Here is a 16,716-nt window from a genome sequence, read left to right as displayed (position 1 = left end):
AGCGCCGGCAGTGGGTGTCGGCTCGCACCGGGCGAGCGGCACTCATCGATCTTCGTCGGTCCCACGGGGGAGGTGGGTGAATGACACGGGCGCGGATGCCACGCCCGCACGAGGTTGCCGCGGCGCGTCGAGACCCGAGGATGCTTCGGGCACTCAGCGAGCGGTGCCTGGACGATGCCTGGCGTACCCGGGGGGTGTGTCAGAGCGTGGACCCGGAGACATTTTTCCCGGCACCCAGCGAGCCGGCCGACTCGGCCGTCGCGCTGTGCCGGACCTGTGACGTGCAGGGACCCTGCCTCGCCTGGGCGCTTGAGGTGGGTGACTGCCACGGGGTATGGGGAGCGACCACGCCGCGTGAACGCCGGGCGATGCTGGTCGCCTGGCGAGACCAGGTGGAGCGTGACCCGGACGCGGTCGTCGACGCCGGGCCACCGGTCCGGGACCGCCTGCTGACCCTCGTACCGCTCAGTTCCAGCCGCCGCTGACCCGTCCACCGCCGGCCACCGACCGGGCAGCACCGGTCGTCGGCCGGCCAGGTCGTGCCGGACCGGGTCGACACCGTCGGCCGGGCGCGGGTGGTGGCGCCCGACCGGCTACCGGCGGTGACACCGGGCGACCCGGCCGGGGTGCCATACAGTGGCGCCGTGCGGCGCGGCGACGAGATCGGCACTCCACGGGGTCCGGCCCGGGTGGACGTCGACCTGCCGCGGCCCGGGCCGACCACCCTGCTGGTGCTCGGGCACGGCGCGGGCGGCAGCGTGGACGCACCGGACCTGGTCGCGCTCCGGGACGCGGCGGTCGGGGCCGGGGTCGCGGTGGCCAGGGTGACCCAGCCGTACCGGGTCGCCGGGCGGCGGGCACCGGCCCCCGCCGGCCAGCTCGACGAGGCCTGGGTGGCGGTCGTCACCGCGCTGCTGGGCCGGTACCGCTCGACACCCACCCTGGTCGTCGGCGGCCGGTCCAGCGGCGCCCGGGTCGCCTGCCGTACCGCCGGCATGCTCGGCGCGTCCGGGATCGTCGCGCTCGCCTTTCCGCTCCATCCGCCTGGCCGGCCGGAGCGGTCCCGGGCGGCGGAGCTGCGTACCGGGCTGCCGACCCTGGTGCTGAACGGCGATCGGGACCCGTTCGGCGTACCGGCCGCGGAGCCGGGCGTCCAGGTGGAGGTACGGCCGGGCGAACGGCATGACCTGCGCGTCGACCCGGCCGGAACGGCCGAGCTGGTGCTCGGCTGGCTGCGCGAGCGCGGCTGGGCGGGCTGAGGCGGTGGCCGACCGGCCGTTTCTGTCCTGCCGGCGTGATCGTTGCTCCAACTGATGCCGGACACCGCCTGCGATTCTGCGAATCGGACGTGGCGCCCGGTTTCATCCTCCCAGGCCCTTCCTGGTCCCAGCCGTGGGAAGTCCGAACGGATTGGCCACGGCCGGGGCCAGGGATGGGCGGTGGACGGAATGCCTCGCCCGGTACGGCGGTTACAACTCCCGGAAGCATGTGGAGCCACAAGGGGGTTTGCCCGGTGTCGACCGAGACACGGAGCCTGGAGCACGACCGCGAGGCGCGGTGGCCCGACCGGAGGCGGAGCGGTCCTCCCTCCCGGTCGTCGGGTGACCGGCCCGGGGTGGGTACCGCCACCGCCCGAACCGAGTCGCCGGGCCGCGCTTTCCGCGTATCCTCGGCGGGACAGCCGAATAACGTTGCGGTGGTGGGGAAGAAGGTCACCGCGCCGGTTCGGTACCGAGGCGAGGGAGACGGCCGGTTGACAGCGGAGAAGACGGACGAGCGTAGGGCCCGGTTCGAACGTGACGCGCTGCCCTTCGTCGACCAGCTGTACGCCGCCGGTCTGCGGATGACCCGCAACCCCGCCGACGCGGAGGATCTGGTCCAGGAGACCTTCCTGAAGGCGTTCGCCGCGTTCCACCAGTTCGAAGAGGGTACGAACCTCAAGGCGTGGCTCTACCGGATCCTGACCAACACCTACATCAACTCCTACCGTCGGCGGCAGCGGCAACCCGTGCAGGCGCCGACCGAGGAGATCACTGACTGGCAGCTCGCCGAGGCGGAGTCGCACACCTCCAGCGGGCTGCGCTCGGCCGAGACCGAGGCGCTGGACCGGCTTCCGGACACCGACGTGAAAGAGGCGTTGCAGCAGCTCCCGGAGGAGTTCCGGCTCGCCGTCTACCTCACCGACGTCGAAGGGTTCTCCTACAAGGAGGTCGCCGACATCATGGGGACGCCGATCGGCACCGTGATGTCCCGGCTGCACCGTGGCCGGCGGAACCTACGGAAGCTGCTTGAGCGCTACGCTGCCGACCGGGGCTTCTCGTCCGCCCCGTCGACCAGGTCCGCTGCGGCTGGCCGGGAGGTGTGAGCGAATGAGTTGCGGTGAACCGCACGAGACGGACTGCCGTGAGGTCCTCACCGAGGTATACCTCTACCTCGACCTGGAGTGCGCGGACGAGCGGCGCAACCTGATCCGGGACCATCTCGACGAGTGCTCGCCCTGCCTGCGCGAGTACGGCATCGAGCAGGAGGTCAAGGCGCTGGTCGCGCGCTGCTGCGGCAACGAGACCGCGCCGGCCGACCTCCGGGAGCGGCTGCGGGTCCGCCTGGCCGAGCTGGTCTTCGAGACCGACTCCCGGGAATATCTCGCCGACTGAATCTTTCCCCACCTGAACCGCGCGGCGCTCACGCACCGCGTCCGTCCGACCCTGCGGTCCGCCGGACCGGCCGGACCGCCGGGGGAGGTCGAGGAAGGTTGACCGGGTGGGCGATCCGTCGGTACACCGCCGTTGTGGCGGATCGCCGGGCGGGCCGGGATGTGGCGAGCGCTCTGTCGCGATCGCCGACGGTCCCGTGCCCCGCCCGGCCGCCCAGGCTCGGCGCCGAGCTCAGGAGTTGGGGCGCTTGCCGTGGTTGGCGGCGCTCTTCTTCCGCGCCTTCTTCTTCCGTGACTTCTTCGCCATGCTGACCTCCGTCCGTTTCCGTGGGCGGCGCCGACCAGCGTCGTCGACCGCCCGTTTCCGCTCGCGCCGGGCAATCCTCCCATGGGCGCCGCGCGGCCCCGCCGAGGCGGTGTGCCCGCCCGTCCGGGAACGCACGCCGTTTCGGTAGCGCCCGTCCCCGGGTGCTCGGCGAACCCGGCCGGCGACGGACCGCCGCTGTGCCTGCCACGGCGGTCGTCGCATGATTGGATACCGTCGCAGGGCAACAGTCACGACAAGGGGGAATCCATGGCCGAGGAGATCCGCGCCGAGATGGTGGCGAACGTCTGGAAGGTCGTGGCCGCAGCCGGTGACACGGTGTCCGAGGGCGACACGCTGGTGATCCTCGAGTCCATGAAGATGGAGATCCCGGTGGTGGCCGAGTCGGACGGGGTGCTCCGGCAACTCGCCGTGCACGAGGGCGACGTCGTACAGGACGGCGACCTGATCGCCGTGATCGAATGAGCCTTCTTCCACCTCCCGTTGCGGTCCGTCGTGGCCGAAAGGAGAAGTCGGGGCGCACGCGCCGCGCGGTTCAGGTCGAGAAAGGTTCAGTGACCGGCCGCGCCGGGCAGGTCGCCCGGCGGGACCCGTCCGGGGCAGTGACCTGGGCGACGGCATGACCCGACGGAGCGAGGGAGCGGGATGACCGACCTGGTGGTCCGGATCGCCGAGCCGGCCGACTTCGACGCGATCGCCCGGCTCACCGTGGCGGCGTACCGGGCGGACGGGCAACTCGACGGCGAGCACGGGTACGAGCAGGTGCTCGCCGACGTACCGGCCCGGGCCGGTGCCGGGGAGCTGCTGGTCGCCGTCGACGAGGCCACCGGTGAGCTGCTCGGTGCCGTGCTGTTCGTGCTGCCCGGTTCGGCGTACGCCGAGCTGTCCGGGCCCGACGAGGCGGAGTTCCGGATGTTGGCGGTGGACCCGGGGGCGCAGGGCCGGGGTGCCGGCAAGGCGCTGGTCCGGGCCTGCCTGGACCGGGCGAGGTCGCTCGGCTGTGCCCGGGTGGTGATCTGCACCCGCAGCTTCTCCACCCCGGCGCACCGGCTCTACGCGGCGTTCGGTTTCGTCCGTACGCCGGACCGGGACTGGTCGCCCGCCCCCGGTGTGGACCTGCTCGCGCTCCGCCTCGACCTGACCCCCGCGCCGACCGTGCTGTCGGAGCCGAGCCGGAGCTGAGACCCGGAGCCGGACGTTAGCCGGCTGCGACGGTCGGGGTGCTGTCCGTCCCGGGTTCGGGCTCGCCGGGGCCGGTGCGGTCCTCGCCGATCCGGTCGAGCAGCTCGTTGGCGATCTCCAGCGCGAGTTCCTGCCGTTCGGTGCTGCTGATCTCGCCGCGCAGCGCGAAGAGACTGCCGTGTACGGAGAAGAGCGCCAGCGTCGCGCGGAGCTGTCCGGCCGGCGACGGGTCGGCCCGGGAGAGCAGTTCGGCGATCCGCAGCATCCGGTCCCGCATCATCTGGCCGGCGGGATGGTGCTTCACCACCGTCCGGTTCTGCTCGAAGAACTGCATCACGTTGCGACCGTCGTCGCCGAAGAACTCCTCGCAGTAGCGGCGCAGCGTCGTCCGGCGGCTGATGATGTCGTCCGGCTGCTTCGCGGCCCACTCGATCAGCCGGTCCAGCCGGTCGACTCGGTCGGACACGAAGCTGTCGACGATGTCGTCCTTGCTCTTGAAGTGGTAGTAGAGGGCCGCCTTGGTGACGCCCAGCCGTTCGGCGATCTCCCGTAGTGAGGTCTTCTCGTAGCCCTGCTCGGTGAAGAGTTCCAGGGCCACGGCCTGGATCCGGGACCGTGTGTCTCCTGTGCTGCCGGTCACCCGGACCACCTCTCGTAATTGCTTGACGGGAACCCGGCGCCCAGCTTACCGTGCGGCAGGTAGAATTCACTAGCCGGTCGGCAAGTAAGCGGTTGCACTCAGGGGGAGAGCCTACCGATGACGACGATGGCGGATGCGCCGCAACGACCAGTCAACATCAGAGTCGTCCTCGGCGGCCTGATGATCGCGATGATGCTCGCGATGCTCGACAACATGATCGTCAGCACCGCGCTGCCGAGGATCGTCGGCGAGTTCGGCGGACTCAACCACTTCACCTGGGTGGTCACGGCCTACGTGCTCGGGTCGACCGTCTCCACCCCGATCTGGGGCAAGCTCGGCGACCTCTACGGCCGCAAGACCGTCTTCCTCAGCTCGATCGTGCTGTTCCTGTTCGGGTCGGCGCTCTGCGGGATGGCCGGGTCGGCGATGCTCGGCGGCCCCGCCGACGGGATGACGGAGCTGATCGCCTTCCGCGCGGTGCAGGGACTCGGCGCGGGCGGCCTTATGGTCGGCGTGATGGCGATCATCGGCGACCTGGTCCCGCCCCGGGAGCGGGGCCGCTACCAGGGCATGATCGCCGGCATCATGGCCATCGCCATGGTGGCCGGTCCGCTGGTCGGCGGCTTCATCACCGACCATCTCTCCTGGCGGTGGGCGTTCTACGTCAACCTGCCGCTCGGCGGCGTGGCGCTGATCCTGCTGGCCACCCGGATGCACCTGCCGAAGTACCGCACCGAGCACCGGATCGACTGGCTCGGCGCCGCGCTGCTCTCGGTCGGGATCACCGCGATCGTGCTGGTGACCACCTGGGGCGGCAACGAGTACGACTGGATCTCCGGCCAGATTCTCGGCCTGGCCGCCGTCGCGGCACTCTCGCTGATCGCCTTCGCCGTGGTCGAGCGGCGGGTGCCGGAGCCGATCCTGCCGCTGAGCCTCTTCGCCAACCGCAACTTCGCGGTGATCTCGGTGATCGGCTTCCTGCTCGGCTTCGCGATGTTCGGCTCGATGAACTTCCTGCCGCTGTACCAGCAGACCGTGCAGGGCGCCTCCGCGACCAACAGCGGCCTGCTGCTGCTGCCGCTGATGTTCGGCATGCTGGTGGTGTCGATCGTGGTCGGCCGGGCGATCACCAGGACCGGCCGCTACCGGGCCTTCCCGATCGTCGGCGGGATCGTGATGACTGCCGGGATGGCGCTGCTGGCCATGCTCGACGTCGACACCGGCAAGCTGGAGTCCTCGCTCTACATGATCGTGCTCGGTGTCGGGATGGGCTTCCTGATGCAGACCTCGATGCTGATCGCGCAGAACAGCGTGGAGCAGAAGGACCTCGGTGCGGCGAGCGGTGCGGCCACCTTCTTCCGGTCGATCGGCGGCTCGTTCGGGATCTCGCTGTTCGGGGCGGTCTTCGCCAACCGGCTGGCCGACTCGCCCGCCGGGCCGATGATGACCGGCGGCGAGGGCGCCGGAGTCGACCCGGCCGCGTTGCGGGCGCTGCCGCCGGAGCAGCAGCACGCGGTGCTCAGCGGTCTCGCCGACGCGATCGGGGTGGTCTTCGTCTGGGCGGTACCGTTCGCGCTGGCCGTGGCCGTGCTGGCCTGGTTCGTCAAGGAGATCCCGCTGCGCGGCGGCCCCGCCTCCGCGGCCGACACTCCCGAGGAGCAGGCGGAGATCGCCCTGGCCAGCCCGCCCGTACGCTGACCTCCGCCGCGGGGGGGGCCCCCCCCCCCCCGGGGGGGGGCCGGGGGGGGGGCCCCCCCCCCCCGGCCCCCCCCCCCCCGCCCGCGCCCCCCCCCCCCCCCCGGGGGCGGCGCCGCCTTTGTCGCCCAGACCCGACCCGCCCTGCGGAACTCGGGTCCCGGCGGCCGGCCGTCCGGAGTTGAGCCGTGGGACCTGTCCGCGGTGCGGAGTTGAACCGTGGGGACCCGGCCGGCCGTGCGGAGTTTCAGCCGTGCCGGGTGAACCGCCGCCACATCCGGTCCAGTAGCCGGCCGAAGCGGCGCTGTCGGGGCGCCACCGCAGTACCGTCCCGGCCGAGCAGCAGCCGGGCGGTGTCGACCGCCGTCGGCTCGGCGGCCGGCGTGGCCAGCACGAGCTGGGCCAGCGAACGCAGCACGGTGACCGGCCGCCGCTGTGCCACCTCGACCGCGTCACCGAACCGACCGGCGATGACCCGGGCCACCTCGGTACGTACCGACGGGTCTACCCAGGCGGCGGTGACCAGGGCGAACAGCGCCGCCTCGGTGACCCAGTCCTCGACGCCCCAGATCAGGTCGAGCAGTACTCTGCGCCGGGTCGAGTCCGGCCACGGCTCGTCGGTGCGGTGGTGCAGCAGCCCGAGGCAGACCCAGACCTGAACACAGCGCACCCAGAGTGTCGGGTCGTGCCGGCTCAGCGTGCGGCCCAGTTCGGTCGGTGGCGGTGCCGGCGGATGGGCCAGCAGGCCGAGCAGGTCGTCGAGTTCGAGCGTGGCGAGCCCGACCGCCGCGTCGTAGGCCGCCGGCGGATGCGGCCAGGCGGGATGGGCCAACTGCTGGATCCGGCGCACCGCCACGTCGGTCGGCGCCGGCACGGCCGGTACGGCGGTGATGCCGGCGTACCGCCAGAGCTGGTGCCCGACCGGGCGGCGTGGTTCGCGCAGATCCGGCTCCGGGGTGGCGGCGACGGTGACGACCAGGGCCGGGGCCGCCCCGTGCAGCGTACGCATCGCGCTTGGCGGCTCCAGCCCGTCCAGCGGCAGCCGGGCGCCGTCAACCGGATCGCCGGTGGCCAGCCGCTGCCGCAGCGCCACCGCCACCGCCTCGGTGGCCGGCGGGACCCGGCCCAGCCACGGCTGGTTCTGGCAGCACTCGGCGAGGTCGCTGTGCTCGTGCGAGTCGTCCGGATGGTCCCGCTGGAAGTCGGCCAGCGCCACCAGGTGGCCGAGGTCGCCGTCCTGACGGTAGCGCAGCCGGTGACCGGTGTGCACCGCGCAGTCGAAGGACGGGTCCCGGGCCAGCGCCCGGTCGATCCAGTCCAGTGCCTCGTCGAGCCGGCCGTGGTCGGCGAGGGTGCCGGCGATGTCGGCGTACACCGAGAGGTCGTCGGGGTCGTGGTCCACGGCCCGGCGCAGCGCGGCGAGCGCCTCGGCGGTCCGCCCGGCGCTGCGGTAGGCGTAGCCGAGCCACACTTCGGAGAGCTTCGACGGCAGCTCCCGGGCTCCCTGGCCGGCCCATTCGACGGCCTGGCCGACCGCGCCGACCCGGCGGGCCAGCGCGGACGCCGCGCCGAGCAGCAGGCCGTGCCGGGGATGTGCCGCCACGGCGTGCCGGGCCAGCCGCAGGTAGGGCCAGAGCGGTTCGCGGGCGGTCTCCGGCACCGGGTCGGAGATGCCGGCGCAGACCTGCATCAGCACCCGGGCGATCCGGTCCGGATCGAGCAGGCCGGGGAGTTCGGGGGCGCTCACCCAGGGCACGCCGGCCCAGTCGGCCGAGGGGACGTGTCCGGTGGCGGCGGCGAGCAGTTCCAGCCCGTCGCCGGGGCGTCCGGCGGCGGCGAGCAGGTGCGCGCGGGCCACCACGGTACCGATGAACGGGTGCTGGTCGAGCGGGAAGAGCTCGACTCCGCCACCGGACCGAGCGGCGAGCTGTGCGAGCGCCTCGTGCACCTCGGGCATGGTCGGGGCGTACGCGATCGCTCCGGCCAGATGACCGGCGGCGTGCGTGAGGTCGCCCTCGTCCAGCGCCAGCCGGGCCAGCGCGAGTTCTCCCTCGGCCGAGAGCCGGGGGTCGTCCGTTCCCTCGGGCACCGAGTCGACCCTTCGTACGTGGAATTTCCCCTGGGTTGGGGAGCCTAGGGCATGGCGACGGCGGTTGGTGATCTACTGCGCAAAGCTGATCGTTAGATTGCTGTGAAGCGTACAATCGTGCAAAGCTGAGCATGGAACGCGCGGGAAACGCGCATGAGGAGGTCATCGTGGCGCAACCGGGAGCCGGCATGGCGGCGGACATCGCCGAGCAGCCGGAAGGCTTCGCGCGACTGCTGGAACCGGCCTCGACGGCCGCGATCGCGCAGGTGGCGGCCGTGATCGCGGAACGCCGGCCGAAGCACGTGGTGTTCACCGCACGCGGCACCTCGGACCACGCGGCGCTGTACGCCGCGTACCTGACCGAGATCCGGCTCGGGCTTCCCGCCGGGCTCGCCTCGCCGAGCACCATCACCGTCTTCGGCGCCCGGCCCGACCTGTCCGAGGCGCTGGTCGTCGGGGTGAGCCAGAGCGGCGGGTCACCCGACCTGACCGAGGTGCTGCGGGTGGCCCGGGAGACCGGCGCGCTGACCCTGGCGGTGACCAACGCGCCGGACTCCCCGCTGACCGGCGCGGCCGAACTCGCGATCGACGTGGCCGCCGGGCACGAACGGGCGGTCGCCGCGACCAAGACGTACACCGCCGAACTGCTCGCCCTGCTGCTGCTGGTCGAGGGGATCCGGGCCGGGGACGGGGTGGTGCCCGCCGAGGAACGGGCCGGGCTGGAGACGCTGCCGGAGCTGGCCACCCGTACCCTCGCCGACCCGACGCCGGGGCAACTCGCCGCCCGCTACCGCTTTGCCGACCGGATGGTCACCACCGGCCGGGGGTACGCGTACCCGACCGCCCGGGAGGCGGCACTGAAGCTGATGGAGACCTCCTACCTGCCGGCGCTCGCCTTCTCCGGCGCCGACCTGCTGCACGGCCCGCTGGCGATGACCGATCCGGACGTACCGGTGCTGGCCGTCGTCGGCGCCGGACCCGGCGGTACCGCCATGCGCGAGGTGGTCGCCAAGGTCGGCGAACGCGGCGCCGACCTGGTGGTGGTCGGGCCCGCCGGGGTCGCCGGGGCCGCCGCCCAGCTACCCGTGCCGGAGGTCGACGAGCGGTACGCCCCGCTGCTGGACATCCTGCCGGTGCAGCGGCTCGCCCTCGCCCTGGCACTGGCCCGGGGCGAGGACCCCGACGCCCCGCGCGGACTGCACAAGGTCACCGCGACCCTCTGACCCGACCCGCGCCCGGCGCTGTGATACCCGCACCGGGCGTGGTCGTGGCAGGCTTGCCCCGTGTCCACGCTGCGCGATCTCGCCGAGGAGCACACCAGGCTGCGACCGGTCGACATCGACCACCTGCACCGGGTGGCCGGCGACTGGCAACTCCTCTCCGACCTGTCCTTCGCCGACCTGCTGCTCTGGGTACCGGTCAGCGACACCGACGGGTTCGTCTGCGTCGCCCAGGTACGCCCGACGACCGCGCCGACCGCGTACCAGGACGACCAGGTGGGGCGGATCGTCGGCGGTCCCGAGGTGGCGCACCTGGCCATCGCGTACACCCAGGGGCGGATCTGGCGGGAGGGCGACCCGGTCTGGTACGGCGACACCCCGGCCCGGCACGAGGCGATCCCGGTCCGGCTGCGCTCCGGCGACGGCGAGTCGGGCGAGGTGATCGCCGTGGTGGGCCGGGACACCAACCTCTCCACCGCGCGCACCCCGAGCCAGCTCGAACTGAACTACCTGACCACCGCCGACGACCTGGCCCAGATGCTCTCCGACGGCACGTTCCCACCGGTACGCCACCCCGGCGAGACCACCACGGCGCCCCGGGTCGGCGACGGGCTGGTCCGGCTGGACGCCAACGGCAAGGTCACCTACGCGAGCCCGAACGCGCAGTCCGCGTACCGGCGGCTCGGGTTCGCCTCGCACCTGGTCGGCGAGGACCTGGCGGCGCTGAACGGCCGGCTGGCCGCCGATCCGCTGGAGGGCACCGAGGCGGCCAACCGGGTGCTCGCCGCGCTGCGCGGCGAGGCGCCGCCGCGCCGGGAGATCGAGGCCCGGGGCGCGACAGTACTGACCCGGGCCCTGCCGCTGATGCCCGCCGGGGTGCCGATCGGCGCGCTGGTGCTGGTCCGGGACATGACCGAGGTACGCCGGCGCGACCGCGCCCTGATCACCAAGGACGCCACCATCCGGGAGATCCACCACCGGGTGAAGAACAACCTCCAGACCGTCGCCGCGCTGCTCCGGCTCCAGGCCCGCCGGGTCGGCATCCCGGCCGCCCGGGCCGCGCTGGAAGAGTCGGTACGCCGGGTCGCCTCGATCGCCCTGGTGCACGAGACCCTCTCGATGTCCAGCGACGAGGCGGTCGAGTTCGACGGCATCGTGGACCGGGTGGCGGCGGCCGCCGCCGAGGTGGCCGCGACCGAGGTCCCGGTACGGGTACGCCGGCAGGGCAGCTTCGGCGTGCTGCCGGCGGAGATCGCCACCTCGCTGGTGATCGTGCTGAACGAGTTGCTGCTCAACGCGGTCGAACACGCCTTCCCGGAACCGGGTGAGAACTTGGCGGCGCCGCCGACGGCCGCCCTGGACGTGCTCGACTCGGATGCGTCCGCCCCGGATGGGCCCGCCCCGACCGAGCAGGGGCCGACGATCGACCAGGAGAAGGCGGATCGGCCGGTCGAGCCGGCCGAGGTGGTCGTCTCGGCGCACCGGTTCCGCAAGCAACTGCACGTCACGGTCGCCGACAACGGTCAGGGCCTGCCGGAGGACTTCGACGCCGACCAGGGCAGCCGGCTCGGCCTCCAGATCGTCCGCGCGCTGGCCACCGGGGAGCTGCGCGGCACCATCGAGCTGCGCAACCGGGCCGGTGCCGGCACCGAAGCGCTGCTGGTGGTCCCGCTGGCCCGGTAGCCCATTCGGGTCACGGCTGGCAGGGACACTCGCAGCGCCAGTTCCGGAGCGCGGCGGCCGGATGCCGCGTCGGGTCGTCCTCGATGCAGTTGTGCTCCTGGTCCCCTGCGGCCAGCGCGGTGGCACACCGGACGCACAGGTAGAACGGCACGGAAACGTTGGTCACGCTCGGGTCGGGCCTCCAGGACACGGCTGCGCTCCCTTCACCGAAGACGGCAGGTCCGGCCACGGAGCCCTGGTCGCGTAGCCGGACCGCCTTCCGCCCCGCCTGGTTTGCCGACCGGAGGGGCCTGCTGTCGCACCCCCACAGCTAGAGTTGGGTAGGCAATGGCTTCCCTTCGGTGCTTTCCTGTAGGTGCCGACCGGAGGGATCACCGTGCCACCGCGCTACCGCTATGAGGAAATAGCCGATGACCTGGAGAAGCGGATAGAGGCCGGAGAGTTCCCGCCCGGCTCCAGGTTGCCGAGCCGACGAGAGCTGATCGAGCACTACGGCGTGACGGAGCCGGTCGTCGACCGGGCCATGCAGAACCTCCGCGCCAAGGGCATCACGGAGACACTGCCCGGCGTCGGGGTGTACGTCCGGGAGCGCTGAGCAGAAGGCGGCCCAGTCCGGGGTTGCTGGCCAAGCTGCTCAGCGGGAGGTCGGAGGGCGGGACAGCAGAGCCACGGTGAGACCTGGCACCGTCCAGCTCCGGTCGAGCCGAAAACTGCTCCGGAGCGACTCCGTCCGGCTCGCGGGCACACCGGCCATTGGATCGGCGTGCTCCCCCCACAGCAGCAGCCAGAGCCGGTCGACCGGGGCCAAGCACTCCGCCGGCCGGGCGCACTCGGTCGCCCAGAAGTCGGCCCGGCGGATCTGATCCTGGCTCAGGAGCACGTCGCGCGGCCGGTCGGCCCGCAGGTAGTACGCGGTTGCCAGGTCGAGGAAGCCCCAGTCGTCCCGGGGCGCGTAGACGATGCCGTCGCCCGCCCGTTGATGTGCGGCGATGACGCGTACCGCCGCCGGGTAGTCCACCGGGGCGGTCCGGGGTGACTCGTGGGTGCGCCGCAGGGCGGCCTGCTCCGGTGCGCCGAGCAGGCCGGCGGCGAGTACGATCACCAGCCCGGCGCCCAGCCGGAGCGAGGCGAGCGTGGCGGCGGCCAGCAGGCAGGCGAACGGCAGCACGAAGAGCAGATAACGAGGTACGAACAGCGGGGTGAGCTGCCCGGCGACGAAGAGCAGCAGCGCCGGGAGCAGTACGGTCAGCCCGAGCACCACACCCGAGCGACCCCGGCTGGCGACTCCGACGGCGGCCAGCCCGAACAGCAGCCCGCCGACCGCCCCGGCCTGCACCACGCTGCCGGGCAGCCCCAGTAGGTCCCCGGCACCGGGGCGACCGACCCAGTCGAGTTGCCGGCTCTGCTGGGCGCGACCGAGCACCGCCAGCGGCGCCAGCAGCAGCCCGGCGGTACCGACAGCGAGCAGCCAGCGCAGGCGTACCCGATCACGTCGGCCGAGCAGCACGGCGAACGCGTGCCCCGCGACCAGGCTGACCGCGAACAGGTTGGCCAGGCCCAGCCCGGCGACCGCCGCCGCGTAGCCGGCCCAGCGCGGCCACGCCGACCGGTCCAGCGCCCGGCACAGCAGCAGGGTGGCCAGCACCGCGAGCAGCGTCGCCAGGGCGTACGGCCGGGCCTCCTGGCCGTACCGGGAGGTGCTCGGCAGTATCGCGAAGAGCAGTCCGGCGAGCAGCCCGGCCCGGCGGCCGAACAGCCGCGCGCCCAGCACGGTGGTCAGCGCGGCGGCTCCGGCCATGGCGAGCGCGGACGGCAGCCGCAGGGCGACGGCGGAGTCTCCGGCCACCGCCAGCCAGCCGTGCATCAGTAGGTAGTACGGGCCGCTGACCGCGTCGATCGTGCCGATCAGCCGGAGCAGGTCGCGCAGCGGCCGGGAGGCGGCGCTCCAGGTCGCCAGTTCGTCGCGCCAGAGCGGGGCGCGGTCGAGCTGGACGGCGGTGACGAGCAGGGTGGCCAGGCCCGGCCAGAGCCAGATCACCCGGCGGAACCGACCGGGCAGGACGATCCGGCGAAGGGGTCGAGCCGAACCGCGATCTATGGCCGACGAGGTGCCATCTGTCGCATTAGTTCCAATATTCGAAATCGTAGCGTGAAGCTGACCACAGCGGGTCCGCCAGGCGGGATCAGTGGTCGCGGGCGGTGGTCCGGCCGATACGGATGTGGCAGCATGACGGGTATGACCGCCGCCGTGCGCCGTTTCGCGAGGCCGGGATTCACCTCCCGCCGCCACGTGGACTACGGCCGCGTTCGCAGCGCGATCTGTCCGGCCCACTGACGCCGCCCGGACCTGTTCCGTCCCGGGCGTGCAGTGCGCCGGCTTCCCCGACACCGTCGTTCCCGACGCCGTCGTCTCCGGTCCGCCCCGGGCCGAGGCCGTCGCTCTGCGCGTCCACCGAGTCACACCGAACAACGGAGGACGCCGCGATGGCGGTCAGCGACACCCCGGCCCGGCCCGGCGCCACCAGCGCGCCGGCGGGCAGCAGCGCACGCGCGGCCCGACCGGCCCGTCGTCCGCGGGGCGAGGGGCAGTGGGCACTCGGGCACCGGGAGCCGCTCAACCCCAACGAGCGGACCAAGAAGGACGACAATCCGCTGAACGTACGGGCCCGGATCGAGAACATCTACGCGCACCGGGGCTTCGCCTCGATCGACCCGCAGGACCTGCGCGGGCGGTTCCGCTGGTGGGGGCTCTACACCCAGCGCAAGGCCGGCATCGACGGCGGGCGGACCGCCGTGCTGGAGCCGCACGAGCTGGAAGACGAGTACTTCATGCTCCGGGTCCGGATCGACGGCGGCCAGCTCAACCTGGAGCAGCTCCGGACGATCGCCGAGGTCTCCCAGACGTACGCCCGGGACACCGCCGACATCACCGACCGGCAGAACATCCAGTTGCACTGGATCCGGGTCGAGGACATGCCGGAGATCTGGCGCCGGCTGGAGGCGGTCGGCCTACAGACCACCGAGGCGTGCGGCGACTGCCCCCGGGTGGTGCTCGGCAGCCCGGTCGCCGGGATCGCCGAGGCGGAGGTGCTCGACCCGACCCCCGCGATCGACGAGATCGTCCGGCGTTACATCGGCGACCCGGCGTACTCCAACCTGCCGCGCAAGTTCAAGACGTCGATCTCCTGGCTGGTCGACACGCCGTACGAGGTCAACGACATCTCCTTCCTCGGTGTCGAGCACCCCGAGCACGGCCCCGGCTTCGACCTCTGGGTCGGCGGCGGGCTGAGCACCAACCCGATGCTGGCACAGCGGCTCGGCGTCTGGGTGCCGCTGGACGAGGTGCCGGACGTCTGGGCCGGGGTGGTCGGGATCTTCCGCGACTACGGCTACCGCCGGTTGCGGCACCGGGCCCGGCTCAAGTTCCTGGTCGCCGACTGGGGTGTGGCGAAGTTCCGGGAGGTGCTGGAGAAGGAATACCTGGGCCGCAGCCTGCTCGACGGGCCGGCGCCGGAACTGCCGGCGAAGCCGGTCGACCACATCGGAGTGCACCGGCAGCGGGACGGGCGCCACTACGTCGGCGCCGCCCCGGTGGTGGGGCGCATCTCCGGGACCCAGCTCGCCGAGCTGGCCGACGCCGCCGCCGAGCACGGCAGCGGCCGGGTGAGCCTCACCCCGTACCAGAAACTCCTGGTCCTGGACGTGCCGGCCGAGCGGACCGACTCGCTGGTCGCGGCGCTGCGCCGGATCGGCCTGGAGTCGTTCCCGTCCGTCTGGCGGCGCGACACCATGGCCTGCACCGGCCTCGAATACTGCAAGCTCGCCATCGTCGAGACCAAGGCCCGGGGCCAGGAACTGGTGGCCCGGCTGGAGGAGCGGCTCGCCGGCGCCGACCTCGGCGAGGGACTGAGCATCCACCTGAACGGCTGCCCGAACGCCTGCGCCCGGACCCAGACCGCCGACATCGGCCTCAAGGGCCAGCTCGTGGTCGGGCCGGACGGGCGCCAGGTCGAGGGCTTCCAGGTGCACCTCGGCGGCGGCCTGGGCATGGCCCAGGGCCAGTCCGCCGGCTTCGGCCGCAAGCTGCGCGGCCTGAAGACCACCGCGGCGGAGCTTCCCGAGTACGTCGAGCGGCTCGCCCGCCGCTACCTGGACGGCCGCACCGAGGGCGAGAGCTTCGCGAACTGGGTCGTGCGAGTCGACGAGGAGGAACTGCGATGAGTGGGGATACCCGAGCCGCACCTCTCTACTGCCCCTACTGCGGCGAGGAGGACCTGCGACCCAACGAGGCGTCGCACGGTGCCTGGGAGTGCCGGGCCTGCGCCCGGGTCTTCACGGTGAAGTTCACCGGCCTGCTCGCCACCGCCCTGACCGAAGGGAAGCAGTCATGAGCCCGGTTGTCGCGGCCGACCTCGGGTTGGTCAAGCTCGGTCCGGCGGTGCCGGCCGCCCCGGCCCGGCGGGACCCGGCGGAGCTGCGGGCGCTGGCCGAGGAGGCGAACCGCGAACTGGACGGCGCACCGGCCCAGGAGATCGTCCGCTGGGCGGTCGGTGAGTTCGGCGACCGGTTCTGCGTCACCAGCTCGATGGCCGACGCCGTACTCGCGCACGTGGTCTCCCGGGTGGCGCCCGGGGTGGACGTGGTCTTCCTGGACACCGGCCTGCACTTCCCGGAGACCCTTCGGGTACGCGACGCCGTGGCCCGTACCCTGCCGGTCAACGTACGCTCCATCCGGCCCCGGCAGACCGTCGGCCAGCAGGACGGCGAGTACGGTCCCCGGCTCTTCTCCCGGGCACCCGACGAGTGCTGCGCGCTGCGAAAGGTGGAGCCGCTGGAGCGGGCCCTGGCCGACTACGACGCCTGGGCCGCCGGGCTGCGCCGGGACGAGTCGCCGACCCGGGCCAACACCCCGGTGGTGGGCTTCGACCCGCGACGCGGCAAGGTCAAGGTGAACCCGATCGCCGCCTGGAGCCAGGCCGACGTCGACGCCTACATCTCCCGGTGGAACGTGCCGGTCAACGAGCTGTTCCGGCAGGGCTACACCTCGATCGGCTGCTGGCCCTGCACCCGGCGGACCAAGGCGGGCGAGGACCCCCGGGCCGGCCGCTGGGCCATGTTCGAGAAGACCGAGTGCGGCCTGCACGTGTGACCGCCGAGGCAGCCGGGGCGCCGGTGGCCGCGACTCCTGCCGGAGCGCCGGTGGCCGGGTCGGCCGCGACCGCTGCCGGA

18 protein-coding genes are annotated in these 16,716 nt (G+C 72.8%); 13 read left to right on the top strand and 5 right to left on the bottom strand.

Annotated elements, in window-relative coordinates; genetic code table 11:
- Positions 1-80: 80 nt before the first annotated feature.
- The 4 genes from R6Y94_RS42085 to rsrA all read left to right on the top strand — a co-directional run bounded on the left by R6Y94_RS42085 (position 81) and on the right by rsrA (position 2,654).
- Entirely contained in the window at positions 81-485 is a 405-nt protein-coding gene (locus R6Y94_RS42085; RefSeq protein ID WP_318402714.1) for a WhiB family transcriptional regulator, read from the top strand.
- Between the two features lie 159 nt (positions 486-644).
- Entirely contained in the window at positions 645-1,259 is a 615-nt protein-coding gene (locus R6Y94_RS42080) for an alpha/beta family hydrolase (protein ID WP_318402712.1), read from the top strand.
- Positions 1,260-1,486: 227 nt separating this feature from the next.
- Entirely contained in the window at positions 1,487-2,365 is an 879-nt protein-coding gene (locus R6Y94_RS42075) for a sigma-70 family RNA polymerase sigma factor (RefSeq protein ID WP_318402710.1), read from the top strand.
- Positions 2,366-2,369: 4 nt separating this feature from the next.
- Positions 2,370-2,654 carry a mycothiol system anti-sigma-R factor gene (gene rsrA, locus R6Y94_RS42070; RefSeq protein WP_318402708.1) on the top strand — a complete coding sequence of 95 codons (285 nt, stop codon included), beginning with the start codon at positions 2,370-2,372 and terminating at the stop codon, positions 2,652-2,654.
- A 231-nt stretch (positions 2,655-2,885) separates the two neighbouring features.
- Here rsrA and R6Y94_RS45505 read toward each other — a convergent pair whose 3' ends face one another.
- On the bottom strand, positions 2,886-2,960 hold the full coding sequence (locus tag R6Y94_RS45505) for a 50S ribosomal protein bL37 (protein ID WP_369814844.1): 75 nt from the start codon (positions 2,958-2,960) through the stop codon (positions 2,886-2,888).
- A 267-nt stretch (positions 2,961-3,227) separates the two neighbouring features.
- On the opposite strand from R6Y94_RS45505, the gene R6Y94_RS42060 reads away from it, so the two are divergent.
- Together R6Y94_RS42060 and R6Y94_RS42055 are read left to right on the top strand one after the other, a co-directional pair.
- Positions 3,228-3,443: a biotin/lipoyl-binding carrier protein gene (locus R6Y94_RS42060; RefSeq protein ID WP_318402703.1), complete on the top strand. Its 216-nt coding sequence runs from the start codon at positions 3,228-3,230 to the stop codon at positions 3,441-3,443.
- 180 nt (positions 3,444-3,623) lie between these two features.
- Positions 3,624-4,160, top strand: coding sequence for a GNAT family N-acetyltransferase (locus R6Y94_RS42055; RefSeq protein ID WP_318402701.1), 537 nt, complete (start codon positions 3,624-3,626; stop codon positions 4,158-4,160).
- Between the two features lie 16 nt (positions 4,161-4,176).
- Here the strand turns inward: R6Y94_RS42055 and R6Y94_RS42050 are convergent, their stop codons facing one another.
- The gene (locus tag R6Y94_RS42050; RefSeq protein WP_318402699.1) at positions 4,177-4,800 is read right to left on the bottom strand and encodes a TetR/AcrR family transcriptional regulator; all 624 of its coding nucleotides are present in this window, start codon (positions 4,798-4,800) and stop codon (positions 4,177-4,179) included.
- Positions 4,801-4,917: 117 nt separating this feature from the next.
- On the opposite strand from R6Y94_RS42050, the gene R6Y94_RS42045 reads away from it, so the two are divergent.
- Positions 4,918-6,498, top strand: a complete 1,581-nt coding sequence (locus R6Y94_RS42045) for an MDR family MFS transporter (protein ID WP_318402697.1) — start codon at positions 4,918-4,920, stop codon at positions 6,496-6,498.
- A gap of 244 nt (positions 6,499-6,742) precedes the next feature.
- Here the strand turns inward: R6Y94_RS42045 and R6Y94_RS42040 are convergent, their stop codons facing one another.
- Positions 6,743-8,584: a tetratricopeptide repeat protein gene (locus tag R6Y94_RS42040; protein ID WP_318402695.1), complete on the bottom strand. Its 1,842-nt coding sequence runs from the start codon at positions 8,582-8,584 to the stop codon at positions 6,743-6,745.
- 188 nt (positions 8,585-8,772) lie between these two features.
- On the opposite strand from R6Y94_RS42040, the gene R6Y94_RS42035 reads away from it, so the two are divergent.
- Positions 8,773-9,807 carry an SIS domain-containing protein gene (locus R6Y94_RS42035; protein WP_318402797.1) on the top strand — a complete coding sequence of 345 codons (1,035 nt, stop codon included), beginning with the start codon at positions 8,773-8,775 and terminating at the stop codon, positions 9,805-9,807.
- Between the two features lie 60 nt (positions 9,808-9,867).
- A complete protein-coding gene (locus R6Y94_RS42030) occupies positions 9,868-11,487 on the top strand; it encodes a histidine kinase N-terminal domain-containing protein (protein ID WP_318402693.1) in 1,620 nt (539 codons plus the stop codon).
- 10 nt (positions 11,488-11,497) lie between these two features.
- Here R6Y94_RS42030 and R6Y94_RS42025 read toward each other — a convergent pair whose 3' ends face one another.
- The gene (locus R6Y94_RS42025; protein WP_318402691.1) at positions 11,498-11,677 is read right to left on the bottom strand and encodes a hypothetical protein; all 180 of its coding nucleotides are present in this window, start codon (positions 11,675-11,677) and stop codon (positions 11,498-11,500) included.
- Positions 11,678-11,842: 165 nt separating this feature from the next.
- Between R6Y94_RS42025 and R6Y94_RS42020 the strand changes: the two genes are divergently transcribed.
- Positions 11,843-12,082: a winged helix-turn-helix domain-containing protein gene (locus R6Y94_RS42020; RefSeq protein ID WP_412103000.1), complete on the top strand. Its 240-nt coding sequence runs from the start codon at positions 11,843-11,845 to the stop codon at positions 12,080-12,082.
- A 39-nt stretch (positions 12,083-12,121) separates the two neighbouring features.
- Here the strand turns inward: R6Y94_RS42020 and R6Y94_RS42015 are convergent, their stop codons facing one another.
- Positions 12,122-13,525, bottom strand: coding sequence for a glycosyltransferase family 39 protein (locus R6Y94_RS42015; RefSeq protein WP_318402689.1), 1,404 nt, complete (start codon positions 13,523-13,525; stop codon positions 12,122-12,124).
- Positions 13,526-13,971: 446 nt separating this feature from the next.
- Between R6Y94_RS42015 and R6Y94_RS42010 the strand changes: the two genes are divergently transcribed.
- From R6Y94_RS42010 to R6Y94_RS42000, 3 genes are read left to right on the top strand one after another with little or no spacing between them, the layout of a single operon-like run.
- A complete protein-coding gene (locus tag R6Y94_RS42010) occupies positions 13,972-15,708 on the top strand; it encodes a nitrite/sulfite reductase (RefSeq protein ID WP_318402687.1) in 1,737 nt (578 codons plus the stop codon).
- Positions 15,705-15,878 (top strand): hypothetical protein, encoded by a 174-nt coding sequence (locus tag R6Y94_RS42005; protein WP_318402686.1) that lies wholly within the window; start codon positions 15,705-15,707, stop codon positions 15,876-15,878. Before R6Y94_RS42010 ends, R6Y94_RS42005 begins: the two co-directional genes overlap by 4 nt.
- The gene (locus tag R6Y94_RS42000; RefSeq protein ID WP_318402683.1) at positions 15,875-16,636 is read left to right on the top strand and encodes a phosphoadenylyl-sulfate reductase; all 762 of its coding nucleotides are present in this window, start codon (positions 15,875-15,877) and stop codon (positions 16,634-16,636) included. The genes R6Y94_RS42005 and R6Y94_RS42000 overlap by 4 nt, the downstream gene beginning before the upstream one ends.
- Positions 16,637-16,716 lie beyond the last annotated feature (80 nt).

The sequence above is a fragment of the Plantactinospora sp. KLBMP9567 genome (assembly GCF_033446045.1).
Classification (GTDB): Bacteria; Actinomycetota; Actinomycetes; order Mycobacteriales; family Micromonosporaceae; genus Plantactinospora.
The sequence above is the reverse complement of the archived record's forward strand: the minus strand, read 5'-3'. Positions and strand labels throughout refer to the sequence as shown.

What these genes read in the sequence shown, in the direction of transcription:
- R6Y94_RS42055 (WP_318402701.1), top strand. Translation starts at nt 3,624, where the DNA reads ATGACCGACCTGGTGGTCCGGATCGCCGAGCCGGCCGACTTCGACGCG.
- R6Y94_RS42045 (WP_318402697.1), top strand. Translation starts at nt 4,918, where the DNA reads ATGACGACGATGGCGGATGCGCCGCAACGACCAGTCAACATCAGAGTC.
- R6Y94_RS42000 (WP_318402683.1), top strand. Translation starts at nt 15,875, where the DNA reads ATGAGCCCGGTTGTCGCGGCCGACCTCGGGTTGGTCAAGCTCGGTCCG.
- R6Y94_RS42085 (WP_318402714.1), top strand. Translation starts at nt 81, where the DNA reads ATGACACGGGCGCGGATGCCACGCCCGCACGAGGTTGCCGCGGCGCGT.
- R6Y94_RS42075 (WP_318402710.1), top strand. Translation starts at nt 1,487, where the DNA reads ATGTGGAGCCACAAGGGGGTTTGCCCGGTGTCGACCGAGACACGGAGC.
- R6Y94_RS42010 (WP_318402687.1), top strand. Translation starts at nt 13,972, where the DNA reads ATGGCGGTCAGCGACACCCCGGCCCGGCCCGGCGCCACCAGCGCGCCG.
- R6Y94_RS42060 (WP_318402703.1), top strand. Translation starts at nt 3,228, where the DNA reads ATGGCCGAGGAGATCCGCGCCGAGATGGTGGCGAACGTCTGGAAGGTC.
- rsrA (WP_318402708.1), top strand. Translation starts at nt 2,370, where the DNA reads ATGAGTTGCGGTGAACCGCACGAGACGGACTGCCGTGAGGTCCTCACC.
- R6Y94_RS42035 (WP_318402797.1), top strand. Translation starts at nt 8,773, where the DNA reads ATGGCGGCGGACATCGCCGAGCAGCCGGAAGGCTTCGCGCGACTGCTG.
- R6Y94_RS42005 (WP_318402686.1), top strand. Translation starts at nt 15,705, where the DNA reads ATGAGTGGGGATACCCGAGCCGCACCTCTCTACTGCCCCTACTGCGGC.